At 37.4% G+C, this 13,245-nt stretch carries 15 protein-coding genes and 1 other annotated feature; of the genes, 2 read left to right on the top strand and 13 right to left on the bottom strand.

Annotated elements, in window-relative coordinates:
• Positions 1–106: 106 nt before the first annotated feature.
• The 11 genes from BTA34_RS06465 to BTA34_RS06415 form a co-directional block, all read right to left on the bottom strand.
• Positions 107–856 (bottom strand): ATP-binding cassette domain-containing protein, encoded by a 750-nt coding sequence (locus BTA34_RS06465; RefSeq protein ID WP_151434944.1) that lies wholly within the window; start codon positions 854–856, stop codon positions 107–109.
• 1 nt (position 857) lies between these two features.
• Positions 858–1,868, bottom strand: a complete 1,011-nt coding sequence (gene btuC / locus BTA34_RS06460) for a vitamin B12 ABC transporter permease BtuC (RefSeq protein ID WP_151434943.1) — start codon at positions 1,866–1,868, stop codon at positions 858–860.
• A 365-nt stretch (positions 1,869–2,233) separates the two neighbouring features.
• Positions 2,234–2,530 carry an integration host factor subunit alpha gene (gene ihfA, locus BTA34_RS06455; RefSeq protein WP_023582381.1) on the bottom strand — a complete coding sequence of 99 codons (297 nt, stop codon included), beginning with the start codon at positions 2,528–2,530 and terminating at the stop codon, positions 2,234–2,236.
• A 4-nt stretch (positions 2,531–2,534) separates the two neighbouring features.
• Complete coding sequence (pheT, locus tag BTA34_RS06450; RefSeq protein ID WP_151434942.1) at positions 2,535–4,922, bottom strand: phenylalanine--tRNA ligase subunit beta; 2,388 nt, start codon at positions 4,920–4,922, stop codon at positions 2,535–2,537.
• Positions 4,923–4,936: 14 nt separating this feature from the next.
• A complete protein-coding gene (gene pheS, locus BTA34_RS06445; protein ID WP_023582383.1) occupies positions 4,937–5,920 on the bottom strand; it encodes a phenylalanine--tRNA ligase subunit alpha in 984 nt (327 codons plus the stop codon).
• A 100-nt stretch (positions 5,921–6,020) separates the two neighbouring features.
• Positions 6,021–6,144: a sequence feature (Phe leader region), on the bottom strand.
• Positions 6,096–6,143, bottom strand: a complete 48-nt coding sequence (gene pheM / locus BTA34_RS18520) for a pheST operon leader peptide PheM (RefSeq protein ID WP_120655563.1) — start codon at positions 6,141–6,143, stop codon at positions 6,096–6,098. Its footprint overlaps the feature before it by 48 nt.
• A gap of 106 nt (positions 6,145–6,250) precedes the next feature.
• Positions 6,251–6,607 carry a 50S ribosomal protein L20 gene (gene rplT / locus BTA34_RS06435; RefSeq protein WP_151434941.1) on the bottom strand — a complete coding sequence of 119 codons (357 nt, stop codon included), beginning with the start codon at positions 6,605–6,607 and terminating at the stop codon, positions 6,251–6,253.
• Between the two features lie 42 nt (positions 6,608–6,649).
• Positions 6,650–6,847: a 50S ribosomal protein L35 gene (rpmI, locus tag BTA34_RS06430; protein WP_004263702.1), complete on the bottom strand. Its 198-nt coding sequence runs from the start codon at positions 6,845–6,847 to the stop codon at positions 6,650–6,652.
• A gap of 94 nt (positions 6,848–6,941) precedes the next feature.
• The gene (infC, locus tag BTA34_RS06425; protein ID WP_151434940.1) at positions 6,942–7,481 is read right to left on the bottom strand and encodes a translation initiation factor IF-3; all 540 of its coding nucleotides are present in this window, start codon (positions 7,479–7,481) and stop codon (positions 6,942–6,944) included.
• A 3-nt stretch (positions 7,482–7,484) separates the two neighbouring features.
• Positions 7,485–9,413 (bottom strand): threonine--tRNA ligase, encoded by a 1,929-nt coding sequence (gene thrS, locus BTA34_RS06420; RefSeq protein ID WP_151434939.1) that lies wholly within the window; start codon positions 9,411–9,413, stop codon positions 7,485–7,487.
• Between the two features lie 465 nt (positions 9,414–9,878).
• Complete coding sequence (locus BTA34_RS06415; RefSeq protein ID WP_151434938.1) at positions 9,879–10,331, bottom strand: hypothetical protein; 453 nt, start codon at positions 10,329–10,331, stop codon at positions 9,879–9,881.
• Between the two features lie 403 nt (positions 10,332–10,734).
• Here BTA34_RS06415 and BTA34_RS06410 point away from each other — a divergent pair, with 403 nt between their 5' ends.
• Positions 10,735–11,175: a PACE efflux transporter gene (locus BTA34_RS06410; protein ID WP_151434937.1), complete on the top strand. Its 441-nt coding sequence runs from the start codon at positions 10,735–10,737 to the stop codon at positions 11,173–11,175.
• Positions 11,176–11,179: 4 nt separating this feature from the next.
• On the opposite strand, the gene BTA34_RS06405 is transcribed toward BTA34_RS06410, so the two are convergent.
• Both BTA34_RS06405 and BTA34_RS06400 read right to left on the bottom strand, forming a co-directional pair.
• Positions 11,180–11,869 carry an AraC family transcriptional regulator gene (locus BTA34_RS06405; RefSeq protein WP_151434936.1) on the bottom strand — a complete coding sequence of 230 codons (690 nt, stop codon included), beginning with the start codon at positions 11,867–11,869 and terminating at the stop codon, positions 11,180–11,182.
• 96 nt (positions 11,870–11,965) lie between these two features.
• Complete coding sequence (locus tag BTA34_RS06400; protein ID WP_151434935.1) at positions 11,966–12,304, bottom strand: tRNA-binding protein; 339 nt, start codon at positions 12,302–12,304, stop codon at positions 11,966–11,968.
• 266 nt (positions 12,305–12,570) lie between these two features.
• Here BTA34_RS06400 and BTA34_RS06395 point away from each other — a divergent pair, with 266 nt between their 5' ends.
• Entirely contained in the window at positions 12,571–13,164 is a 594-nt protein-coding gene (locus BTA34_RS06395) for a GNAT family N-acetyltransferase (RefSeq protein ID WP_151434934.1), read from the top strand.
• Positions 13,165–13,245 lie beyond the last annotated feature (81 nt).

Genomic DNA, 13,245 nt, shown 5'->3' with positions numbered 1-13,245 from the left:
GAAAAAACAATTATATACAAACTATTGTTCACCGGCATCCGTCTTATTAAGAAAACATTAAAAAAACCTTAATAATTACTTGGAGATAAGCTAAACAATAACCATATTATTGCAAAACCCGCCAATCAATATGATCAACATCATTGATGCATTTGATATTTGTATTAAATGTAGTTGATAATAATTTTTCGTCCAATAAGAGTGCAGGTACGCCAGAGTCAACCAAATATCCATTTTTTATGAGCCAAACTCTGTCTGCTTTTTGATAGGAATGATTCAAATTATGTGTACTCATAATAACGGCACCACCTTGTTGGCAAAATTTATCAACCCACTTATCCAAAATAGCCAACTGTACGACATCTAAGTTATTCGTTGGTTCATCAAGTAACATTAATTTTCCTTTTAAATCATAACTTGACCATAATTGGATAAATGCACCAACGATTCTGACCCTCTGCCATTCACCTCCCGATAAATGATGAATGTTTTTTGATAATAATTTGTCAATTTTAAAATCATTTAACAGCATATTTAATTGCTGAACATCCATTTTCGATAATTTATGATATAGCGAGAGATAATGAAAAACAGGCATAAATGATAAAGCTTCCAATTGTTGTATAACAATGCTCTGCATTCTAGAAAGATCATCATATTTATAATATCTTATTGAAGTTTCGTTTAGAATGATTTCACCATTAAATTGAAGCTCTCCTGCGATCGCCATTAAAAGTGTGCTTTTCCCCGCGCCATTTGCGCCAATTAAGTGGACACGTTCACCATAATTTACTTGCTCTGTAAATGCGTTAAGCCGCTCATTAACACTTAAATTATCAAGTTTAAGTAACGCCATATTACAAACGCCCCATCTCTTTTGTTGCCAATAACCAGATAAATAAAGGCGCACCAAGCGTTGCTGTAATCACTCCTATCGGAACTTCTGCACCATTTAAAATTAAGCGAGATAGCAGATCAGCAAGCAATAACAATCCGCCACCAGCAAGCGCACACGCGGGTAGTAATGTTTTATAATGAGTTATTCCACACAGTCTTAATAAATGCGGCACAACAAGCCCTACAAAGCTTATAGCGCCCGCTAAAGCGACACTTAGCCCTATCAATAACCCAACAGCTAAAATAAACCAATTTCGCCATTGATTAACGGATATACCTAATTGTTTTGCTCTGAATGAACCCAGAGATAAATAATTAAGAATATCGGCTTGTAGAATAAGAATTAAGACAATAGGTATAAGAGCCAAAAATAAGATTTGATGACGCCAATCAATGCCACTAAAACTCCCCATCAACCAATACATTAATTGTCTTAAATCCAAAGCTGAACTGAAATAAACCAGCCAAGTCATTATCGCGCTTGCCAGAACACCTAATGCCACACCAATTAATAGTAACTGAGCATTAGACAGCTTTCTTATGCGAGTAAAAAACATTAATAAAAGAGTCATTCCTAATGCACCGAATATTGCCGCACCACTTATCAACCAAGGGCTGAAACCCAATTGTAAAACAATGAGTAATACAACACACACTCCTGCACCACTGCTTACTCCTAGTAATCCTGGCTCTGCGAGTGGATTTTGGAATAGAGCCTGCATAATCGCACCTGCAATTGCTAGACTGGCACCAACAGTCATTACTGCAAGTATTCTTGGTAAACGGATCTGCCAAACAAATAAATGAGCTTCATCTGTTAACCATTGATGTGGAAATAACGTAATCTCACCAACAGAGAGGGAAAATACAAACAAAAAATATAATACTAATGCCATTAGAAACAGCTTCTTTCTGTCGTCAATGCGTTGTCTTTTAGCCAATTTAATTAGAGGATTAACTTCTTTATTCATTTCATTCCCTATCCATGCAACAACGACTCTAACTGTTTTTATTTATAAAATAATTTTTTAGCAACATAACATGTTCGCATTCAATGATGAAAAAATAAATTTAGAACATGTAAGCCAGTCTCTAATAATGAAGGAAAATGGGGATTAGCTATCACAATGTTGATGCAGATAAAATAAAAGAGTCAAAATAAGAATAAAAAGAAAGATAATAGAAAAATAAAAACCTTCCATCCAAATAGAAATACTCATTCAGACTATATTGATAAATATAAACACCCTAATGCGTTTATCATCAAAATAGATACAGATGATAATGATAAAAAAACGGCTTTCAAAGAAAGCCGTTTTGGATGTTTTTGTAAATCTTATTCTTTTGGTGTTGCGCTCTCAACCCGACTTTTTAACTTTTGTCCTGGGCGGAAAGTAACAACACGGCGAGCTGTAATAGGAATGTCTTCCCCAGTTTTCGGATTACGACCTGGGCGCTGATTTTTATCACGCAGGTCAAAGTTTCCGAATCCAGACAGCTTCACCTGTTCCCCATTTTCAAGAGAACGACGCACTTCCTCAAAAAAGGATTCTACAAGGTCTTTTGCATCGCGTTTGCTAACACCAAGTTTTTCAAACAGATTTTCTGCCATTTCAGCTTTTGTAAGCGCCATAGGTCTAGTCCCTCAAGGATGCTTGGAATCGCTGTTTCAATGCTGCTACACAGTTACTCACTGTTGCAGCAATCTCATCTTCTTCCAGTGTATGCTCGATATCCTGCAAGATTATGCTAATAGCGAGGCTTTTATAGCCCTCTGCTACTCCCTTACCACAATACACGTCAAATAAGTTTATGCCAACTATTTGATTTCCGCCAACTTTCTTACATTCGGCTAAAATATCCTCTGCAGCAACATCATTCGGAACAACTACAGCGATATCTCTACGATTCGAAGGGTAACGAGAAATTGCTTTTGCTTGTGGTAAACTGCGATTTGCAATTGCATTCCAACGTATTTCGAATACTACCGTACGACCGTTTAAGTCAAGTTTACGTTCAAGCTCTGGATGAACAACGCCAATACAGCCAATATATTCATTTCTCAGATAAATCCCAGCACTTTGTCCCGGATGAAGTGCTGAATGATTAGCTGGTTTAAATGTAATTTCATCTAGCTGACCTGTCAATTCCAGAATTGATTCAATATTACCTTTCAAATCAAAGAAATCAACAGTTTGCTTATCTAAACTCCAATGTTCTTCATAACGGTTGCCCGCGATCACACCAGCTAACATAAGTTCCTGACGTATTCCATATTCTGCTTGATTATCAGGAACAAAACGCAGACCTGCTTCAAATAACCTAACTCTAGATTGTTGACGGTTCTGATTATATACAGTCGTAGTCAATAATCCGGTTAATAAAGATAGTCTCATTGCTGACATATCTGCTGAAATCGGATTAGGCAGAATTAATGCTTCTTCATTTGGATGTAATAAAGATTGAACCTTAGGATCAACAAAGCTATAAGTAATTGCTTCTTGGAAGCCGTTGTCTACTAGCATTGTTTTAACGCGTTTTAATGACAAGTTCGCTTCACGATGATTAGTCATCACTAAATCAGCGCGTAATGGTACATCTGGAATATTGTTGTAACCATAAATGCGAGCAACTTCTTCAATCAGATCTTCTTCGATTTGAACATCGAAACGCCATGAAGGAACTGTTGCTAACCAACCATCGTTCTCAACAGAAACGTTGAATCCTAAGCGAGTTAACGAATCCAGAACTTGTGCATCATCAATCACATGACCTAGTAAACGGTCTAATTTTTTACGTGTTAATTTAACTGGTGCGATATTTGGTAAATGTGCTTTATTGGTTACATCAATCACTTCACCAACTTCACCACCACAAATTTCTAACAGTAACTTAGTTGCACGCTCAATCGCGTTGTATTGCAGCGCAGAATCAACGCCACGCTCAAAACGATGAGAAGCATCAGTATGTAAGCCATAGCGACGCGCACGACCTGTGATAGATAATGGAGAGAAGAATGCACTCTCTAAGAAGACATTCTTCGTTTCTTCATTAACACCTGATGATTCACCACCAAAAATACCAGCCATACCTAATGCTTGTTTTTCGTCAGCAATAACTAATACATCTTCTTTTAATGTAATTTCATTGCCATCAAGTAAAGTCAGTTTTTCACCCTCTTTACCCATACGAACAACAATAGCACCGTCAACGCGATCAAGATCGAACGCATGTAGCGGTTGACCCATTTCAAGTAGGATTAAGTTGGTAATATCAACAATTGGGTCAATAGAACGAATACCACCACGACGTAACTTTTCTTGCATCCATAAAGGTGTTTTGGCTTTCACATTTATATTAGTGAAAACACGACCTAAATAACGTGGGCACGCTTCTGGCGCTTCAATACGCACAGGGAATGTTGCTGAAGAAGTTGCCGCAACAGGCGACATATCAGGTACTTGGCATTCCATTTTGTTGATAACAGCGATATCACGCGCAACACCCAAAATACCTAAGCAATCAGCACGATTTGGTGTAATGCTAATTTCAATCGCATTATCGTTTAATTTTAAGTATTCACGAATATCCATGCCAATTGGTGCATCAGCAGGTAATTCAATAATACCTTCATGATTTTCTGAAATAGCTAATTCAGAAAATGAGCACAGCATACCTTCAGAGGGTTTACCACGTAGTTTTGCTGCTTTAATTTTGAAATCGCCTGGTAATACAGCTCCGACTGTTGCAACCGCAACTTTTAGTCCTTGGCGGCAGTTAGGTGCGCCACAAACGATATCAAGTAATCTGTCACCGCCTACGTTAACTTTCGTTACACGCAATTTATCGGCATTAGGGTGTTGTCCACATTCAACAACTTCACCTACAAACACACCGTGAAAATCGCCAGCAACAGCTTCAACGCCATCAACTTCAAGGCCAGCCATTGTCAGTTGTTCAGAAAGCGCTTCGCTACTAATCGCTGGGTTTACCCACTCACGTAACCAAAGTTCACTGAATTTCATGAGATAATCCCACCTTATTTAAACTGTTTGAGGAAACGAAGATCGTTTTCGAAGAATGAACGCAAGTCGGTGACACCGTAACGTAACATAGTCAGACGTTCCATACCCATACCGAACGCAAAACCTGAATAAACTTCAGGATCGATACCTACATTACGTAATACATTTGGGTGAACCATACCGCAACCCAACACTTCTAACCATTTACCATTCTTACCCATTACATCGACCTCTGCTGAAGGCTCTGTGAATGGGAAATAAGAAGGACGGAAACGAATTTCCATATCTTCTTCAAAGAAGTTTTTTAGGAAATCATGAAGTGTTCCTTTTAAATTGGTAAAGCTAATGTCTTTATCAACAATTAAGCCTTCAATTTGGTGGAACATTGGTGTGTGAGTCTGATCGTAGTCGTTACGATATACGCGGCCTGGTGCAATGATGCGAATAGGTGGCTGTTTATCTTGCATGGTACGAATTTGTACACCTGATGTTTGTGTACGCAGTAAACGCTTCGCATCAAACCAGAAAGTATCGTGGTCGGCTCTTGCTGGGTGATGAGCAGGAATATTCAACGCATCAAAGTTATGATAATCATCTTCGATTTCAGGGCCAGATTCCACAGAAAACCCTAATTCGCCAAAGAAAGTTTCAATACGTTCAATTGTACGAGTTACTGGGTGTAGACCACCGTTTTCAATACGGCGACCAGGCAAAGACACATCGATTTTCTCAGCAGATAAACGTTCGTTTAATAATGCTGATTCAAGATAATCTTTACGAGTATTCAGCGCTTGCTGAACCTCTTGTTTAGCCTGATTAATGACAGCCCCTGCAGCTGGACGATCTTCCGCGGGTAAGTCGCGCAGCGTGGACATCTGAAGCGTTAAATGACCTTTTTTCCCCAAGTATTCAACACGAACCGAATCCAGCGCAGCAACATCCTGTGCCTCTTCGATAGCTGCTTTAGCTTGAGCAACGAGTTCAGCGAGATGTGGCATCGTTTCCTCTTCCTTTGACCTGATGAGGTCTATTAGTTGTTATCAATGATGACGAATAAAATTGCCCTTTTTGGTTTCTAACCCAGTATTGGGATCTGAAAACAAAAAAGCCTCCATATTGGAGGCTCAGGCGCTACTTTTCGTTTCTTTTCTTACGCGCAAAAGCCCCCTTGAATTAGGCGCTAAAGTAAAAAAAGAAACGGAAAAAAGCGATATTTAACATTGATAATGTCTCTTAAAATATTAACTTATTGAATTTATATCATTAAGCCACAAATTTAGACAAAATAAAAGAGGGAGAAAACTCCCTCTTCCATTGCTTAATAAAAATTAAGCCAGAGCACCTTTCGCTTTTTCAACTAAAGCAGCAAATGCTACTTTGTCGAATACAGCGATGTCAGCCAGAATCTTACGGTCGATTTCAATGGATGCTTTTTTCAGACCATTGATGAAACGGCTATAAGACATGCCGTTCTGACGAGCTGCTGCGTTGATACGAGCAATCCACAGTTGACGGAAAACACGTTTTTTCTGACGACGGTCACGGTACGCATATTGACCAGCTTTGATTACAGCCTGGAAAGCTACACGATATACGCGTGAACGTGCACCGTAATAACCTTTAGCTTGCTTTAAAATTTTCTTGTGACGAGCACGGGCGATAACACCACGTTTAGCACGAGCCATATTAAACTCCTAAATGTCTATATTCTGTTAAAAAAGTGATACTTATGCGTATGGTAAGCAAGCTACGACCAGACCTAAATCTCCTTTAGAGACCATGCCTTTTGGACGTAAATGACGTTTACGCTTAGTTGATTTTTTAGTCAGAATGTGACGGAGGTTAGCATGCTTGCGCTTGAAGCCACCACCAGCAGTTTTTTTAAAGCGCTTAGCTGCGCCGCGTACTGTTTTAATCTTTGGCATTTCTATAATCCACTTCGCATTGTTAATAACATAAAATAATGAGGCGAATAGCAATCAGCCTTTAAAGACTGATGCTATTACTTGAATTGCCCGACTATTTCTTCTTCGGCGCTAACACCATGATCATCTGACGCCCTTCAATCTTATTAGGGAAAGATTCAACAGTTGCCAGTTCATCCAAATCTTCACGGATACGGTTAAGCATTTCCATACCGATTTGTTGGTGTGCCATTTCACGACCACGGAAACGCAGTGTGACTTTAGCTTTATCGCCATCTTCAAGAAAACGAATCAGGTTGCGTAGTTTGACCTGATAGTCGCCTTCATCTGTACCAGGACGGAATTTAACTTCCTTAACCTGAATAACTTTTTGTTTCTTTTTCTGTTCTTTGAGAGTCTTACTTTTCTCATAGAGGAATTTGCCGTAGTCCATAATACGACAAACCGGCGGCTCGGCATTAGGACTAATTTCAACTAAATCAGCACCTGCTTCCTCGGCTTTCTCAAGAGCCTCTTTCAGACTAACAACTCCAATCTGTTCGCCATCTAAACCTGTTAAACGAACTTCATGAGCGCGAATCTCACCATTGATGCGATTCTGACGCGTTGATTGAATTCTTTTTCCGCCTTTAATACCTTATTCCTCCAACTGATGAAGACTTCTGCTTCTAATTTCTTGCAGAAGTTTTTCTTTAAATTCGTTAACGTCGATACTGCCAAGGTCTTTTCCTCGACGAGTACGAACCGCTACCTTGCCTGATTCAACTTCTTTATCTCCACAGACAAGCATGTACGGAACACGACGTAAAGTATGTTCACGAATTTTAAAGCCAATCTTCTCATTTCTCAAGTCTGCTTTTGCACGAATTCCGGCATCTTGCAATTCTTTGACGAGTTTTTGTACATAATCAGCCTGTCCATCCGTGATATTCATCACGACAACCTGCTGTGGTGCTAACCAAGTTGGGAAGAATCCTGCGTATTCTTCTGTCAGAATACCAATAAAACGTTCTAAGGACCCTAGCACTGCTCGGTGTAACATAACAGGTACTTTACGCTCGTTGTTTTCGGCAACATAAGATGCGCCTAAACGACCTGGTAGTGAGAAGTCTAATTGTACTGTACCACACTGCCATGCACGATCTAAACAATCGTAAAGTGTAAATTCAATTTTAGGGCCATAAAACGCCCCTTCGCCTGGCTGATATTCAAATTCAATATTGTTATCAGTTAAGGCTTTTGCTAAGTCTGCTTCAGCAACATCCCATAATGCATCTTCACCGATACGTTTTTCTGGGCGAGTAGACAGCTTAACAACGATTTTTTCAAATCCGAAAGTAGAATATACATCATAAATCAATTTGATGCAGTCATTTACTTCACTTAAAATTTGATCTTCAGTACAGAAGATATGCGCATCATCTTGTGTAAAGCCACGAACACGCATTAAACCATGCAATGCACCTGATGGTTCATTACGATGACAACTACCGAATTCGGCCATACGTAATGGCAAATCACGGTAAGAACGTAAACCTTGTTTGAAAATTTGTACGTGACCTGGGCAGTTCATTGGTTTGATACAATATTCACGATTCTCTGAAGATGTTGTGAACATGTTTTCTTTGTAGTTTTCCCAGTGACCTGTTTTTTCCCAAAGAACACGATCCATCATAAATGGACCTTTTACTTCTTGGTAATCATATTCTTTTAATTTACAACGTACAAATGTTTCTAACTCACGGAAAATAGTCCAGCCATCATTATGCCAGAAAGCCATACCCGGCGCTTCTTCTTGCATATGATATAAATCAAGCTGTTTACCAATTTTACGGTGGTCACGTTTAGCAGCTTCTTCTAAGCGATCTAAGTAAGCTTTTAACTGTTTCTTATCAGCCCAAGCTGTACCATAAATGCGTTGTAGCATTTTATTATCGCTGTTACCGCGCCAATATGCACCTGCGATTTTCTGTAATTTAAAGTTATGACAGAAACGCATGTTTGGAACGTGTGGCCCACGGCACATATCAACATATTCTTGGTGATGATAAAGACCTGGTTGAGAATCTTGGCTAATATTTTCGTCAAGAATAGCAACTTTATAGTCTTCACCACGAGAAACAAATGTTTCACGAGCTTCAGCCCAGCTTACGCGTTTTTTAATAACGTCATAATCTGTTTTCGCCAACTCTAGCATGCGTTTTTCTAGAGTGTCTAAATCTTCCTGTGTTAGAGAATGGTCTAAATCCACATCGTAGTAGAATCCATTTTCAATAACAGGACCAATCGCCATTTTGGTGTGTGGCCATAATTGTTTAATTGCATGTCCCAATAAATGGGCGCAAGAGTGACGAATAATTTCAAGACCTTCATCATCTTTTGCGGTGATAATCGCCAGACTTGCATCATGTTCGATTAATTCACAAGCATCTACCAGTTCACCATTAACACGACCAGCAATACATGCTTTCGCAAGTCCAGGGCCGATATCTGCAGCGACATCCATGACAGAAACTGCATTTTCAAATTGACGTTGGCTTCCGTCAGGAAGAGTAATAATTGGCATTTAAAATCCTTATTTACAGTGGTGACCCATACGCAAGATCACTTGTAAGCTTTTTATTTCATATATATTCAGTACGTTACGACAATTTCTCACTTTACCTCGCGAGGTTTGCACTACAGTTATGTACACATATTTATTTTATAAATATCCATAGCATCACTGAGCCTTATCGCAACTCAGGGGGGATATTATCACAGACAGTAAAGATTTATACATTTATCTGCCTATATTTCCCCAAGAAAACACGAAGAAAATACAAAATCAAAAATAGAAAAAACTCACTCATCACATTGTATTAATTGACTCGATATTTTTTTCTTTATCTATTTTTTATTCTCTATCTTTTTGATGGCATGATTACTTTTTTAAAACACTCAGTTAAAAATATATAAGCTTCTTAGCTATAAAAATAGCCTCTGATATTAATCAAAGGCTATTTATCTTAATCTTTAACTAGATCTTTAACTAACGGCCAAGAACTGCATAAGAAAATGTAATATGACGCAGGTAGTTATCATCAGTATTAGCGCTGATCTCACCCGTAGTTAAATTAATGCGATGAGTTGGCTCTTGTTTACAAAAAATAAATAAACGAATGCCGACACCATGTGAATAACCGTTTTCACGACTATATTCACCTTCTCCTGCAGGTCTTGTGATTACATGATGGGTCATTAAAACATTTCCGTCTTTATCACAAGGAACTTCCTGAAAATCAGCCGTTACGCCAGAAACAGTTTCGAAACGAGAGTCTTTTAGGGCTTCATCATCTGAACCAATTAAGCGAATTCTTGTATAGACAAGAAATGAACCATCAGAGTTAAAAACTTTACCAGTATCAGTATTACCATAACCCGTAGAAACATTGCTAGGAATGTTATTTAGTCCAATAATTTGAATTCCTTTTACATTACGCATGTAGTATCTCCTTATGTTTAAACTACTGTTTAAATATACAGTTAATTTAAGATGGGGTCGATACTTTTTTTACTAAAATAGAAATCAGCAATTAATCATAACAAATTGAATATATTAATAAAATATACCAAATTAAATATAAATATTTAAAAGGTAGATTATTCGATAAAATGTCTTACACCTTCTTCTTTAAAAGAGTTAAAACAAAAGAAATCTCTATTTAAAGACCCAAGTCATTCTTAATGAAACTCACTAATCTGTTAACGTGCGTCTTATAGACAAACTTTGCCTTTTTTATAGGATTTTATTAGTATCAGTACCAATCAAGCGGAAACCGTGGCTTTTAAAATAACATTCTCTGGGGCGGACCAGGATCTTCATTGTTAATATAAAGGTGTGTAACGTGTTTTATCTAAAACCCCGCTCTCGTAAATTAGTCTATGCTATTACCTTTGAAACTCTTGCGATTTTATTAAGCACTGTTTTACTTGCAATATTAAGCCAAAGCCAATCACATAATTCACTACCCGTTGCAATCGCTGTTTCTATTATTGCCTTGATTTGGAACTATATTTTTAATTCTTTCTTTGAATTAATTGAGTCAAAATTAAAAATAAAAAAGCGTACAGTTATGGTACGACTTATCCATGCAATAAGTTTTGAATTAGGTCTGTTCTTCTTTACCATTCCACTTTATATGTGGTGGTATAATGTGGGTTTTATCAAAGCAATAAGCATGGAAATCACTATATTAGTGTTCTTCTTTGTTTATACCTATTTGTTTACACTCGCCTTCGATAAATTATGCCCTCGTGTTTATTCGACAGAAAGTGAAGTGCTGTAATGGCTTAATCTTGTCGATATTCAGTAGGACTTTTATTAAAGTATTGGCGAAATGCCTGACTAAATGCAGAATGCGAGTCATACCCTACGGCTAAAGCAATATTTTCAATATTTACTGATGTGTATTTTAATAATTCAGCAGCTTTGCTAAGCCGCTGTTGAGTGACATATTGCATCACAGATACACCCACCTCGGCTTTCATTTTTCGTTGTAATGTACTTGCTGATGAATTAAAAGCAAAAGCAATATCATGTGTGGTCAATGGTGTATGTAATTTATTCGCTAACCAAGCATCCAAACTATCGCGCCAACCTTTTTGTATTTTCATTTGAGCGAGTAATAAACGTGTGATCGTTGAATATTGATCTGGAGGTTGAGGATATTGATGTAGCCACTCTAATAAACTAATAGCTGCTGGTGATAACGCAAATTGCCCACCTTTCTCACTTAATTGCCATTGAGAGGTTGCAGGGAGTTCCAAAATAAGATTTTTATTATCTATATTACCGGAAAAGGCATGATGAATAGTTGGAGGAATAATCAAACAGTTTTGACTGGAAATCAGAAAATCTTCTCGATTGAAATTAACTTCCATCGAACCTGAAAGCCCGAAAATAATCTGCCATAAATTATCATGCTGATGAGATACCGTCTCTTGTGTATAACATCGCAAATGCAATTGAGGTAATAACAAAAGACACTCCTTTATATCCATCCTGCTATTGAACAATTACTATATCAAAACTCAGCAGAACATCACTATTTAAGAGTGTCTTATCAAGATACTTATTTATGCTAAACGTGAACCATTTGGTAAAGGCAAGTTAAACTCAGCCAATACAATTGCTCCCGTTTCATCGGGCGCCCCTGTAATTAAGACTTCAGATTTTATACCTGCAATGCGTTTAACTGGGAAATTACATACACATAAAATGCGACGTCCCACAAGATCTTCAGGTGTATAGTTTACCGTAATTTGAGCACTTGAACGTTTTATGCCTAATTCGCCCAAATCAACTTCCATTACATAAGCAGGTTTATTAGCTTTCTTATTTATTTCTGCGCTAATAATCGTCCCCACTCTCATTTCTACACGTAAAAAATCATCCCATTCAATTAAATCTGTCATCTTTTTACCAATCTATTGTGTTTACGGTTATATCACTATTACTGAATTATAGATTAACACGCATGATACTGGCTCACCTGTGGTGAGACGGTCATTTTCTGTTGAGAAAAAATCACTCGCACTCTTTTTTCTCTATTTCCATCATTCTGAATTTGGCTTATTTTTTAATAGCCTTTTAAATAACAATATTAATTTATAAATTTGTTATGTATAAAAAGTATTCTTAAAAAACGCATTTTTATTAACAACCCCTGAGAATATTTATTATGAAAAAGATAACAGAGTGGACAACATTAGAAGGAAAACTTGTGCGTTTAGTGCCTCTAAGTATGGAACACTATTCAGAACTTTATCAATTAATCGAAAAAGATAGGCCCGATGAACTTTGGTATACCACCGTTCCTTCAGTAACAGAGTTACAACGCGATATTGAGCATAAACTTCAGTTGCAACAAAAAGGGTTAATGTTGCCTTTTACCATTATTTCTAAAGCTAATAACCGTGTGGTTGGCATAACAACCTTTATGAATATTGATAACCAAACACCAAGATTAGAAATTGGTTCAACGTGGTATACCAAAGAAGTACAAAGAACAGGAATAAACACAGAAGCCAAATATCTCTTACTTAAATATGCCTTAGAAGATTTACAGTGCATTGCTGTTGAATTTCGTACTCATATATTAAATCAAACTAGCCGTAGAGCAATTGAGCGACTTGGGGCAAAACTGGATGGTATTTTACGTAATCATAGATTAACGACAATGGGACAAAAAAGAGATACTTGTGTTTATAGTATTACTGATTATGACTGGGGATCGGTAAAAGTGCATTTAGAATGGCTTATGAAAAAATACTAATACACATTAAGAATATTACGAGTAAAATAACTATTATCTCGTTTAATTTGTTATCATAATTACTCCTTAATCACCTGTTAT

Origin of the sequence: Proteus sp. CD3, assembly GCF_008808075.1 — a bacterium.
In the GTDB taxonomy this organism is placed as follows: domain Bacteria; phylum Pseudomonadota; class Gammaproteobacteria; order Enterobacterales; family Enterobacteriaceae; genus Proteus; species Proteus appendicitidis.
The sequence above is the reverse complement of the archived record's forward strand: the minus strand, read 5'-3'. Positions and strand labels throughout refer to the sequence as shown.

Excerpts from the sequence above, each read along its gene's own strand:
- BTA34_RS06465 (WP_151434944.1), bottom strand. The coding sequence starts at position 856 with ATGGCGTTACTTAAACTTGATAATTTAAGTGTTAATGAGCGGCTTAAC.
- btuC (WP_151434943.1), bottom strand. The coding sequence starts at position 1,868 with ATGAATAAAGAAGTTAATCCTCTAATTAAATTGGCTAAAAGACAACGC.
- ihfA (WP_023582381.1), bottom strand. The coding sequence starts at position 2,530 with ATGGCGCTTACAAAAGCTGAAATGGCAGAAAATCTGTTTGAAAAACTT.
- pheT (WP_151434942.1), bottom strand. The coding sequence starts at position 4,922 with ATGAAATTCAGTGAACTTTGGTTACGTGAGTGGGTAAACCCAGCGATT.
- pheS (WP_023582383.1), bottom strand. The coding sequence starts at position 5,920 with ATGCCACATCTCGCTGAACTCGTTGCTCAAGCTAAAGCAGCTATCGAA.
- rplT (WP_151434941.1), bottom strand. The coding sequence starts at position 6,607 with ATGGCTCGTGCTAAACGTGGTGTTATCGCCCGTGCTCGTCACAAGAAA.
- rpmI (WP_004263702.1), bottom strand. The coding sequence starts at position 6,847 with ATGCCAAAGATTAAAACAGTACGCGGCGCAGCTAAGCGCTTTAAAAAA.
- thrS (WP_151434939.1), bottom strand. The coding sequence starts at position 9,413 with ATGCCAATTATTACTCTTCCTGACGGAAGCCAACGTCAATTTGAAAAT.
- BTA34_RS06415 (WP_151434938.1), bottom strand. The coding sequence starts at position 10,331 with ATGCGTAATGTAAAAGGAATTCAAATTATTGGACTAAATAACATTCCT.
- BTA34_RS06400 (WP_151434935.1), bottom strand. The coding sequence starts at position 12,304 with ATGACAGATTTAATTGAATGGGATGATTTTTTACGTGTAGAAATGAGA.
- BTA34_RS06395 (WP_151434934.1), top strand. The coding sequence starts at position 12,571 with ATGAAAAAGATAACAGAGTGGACAACATTAGAAGGAAAACTTGTGCGT.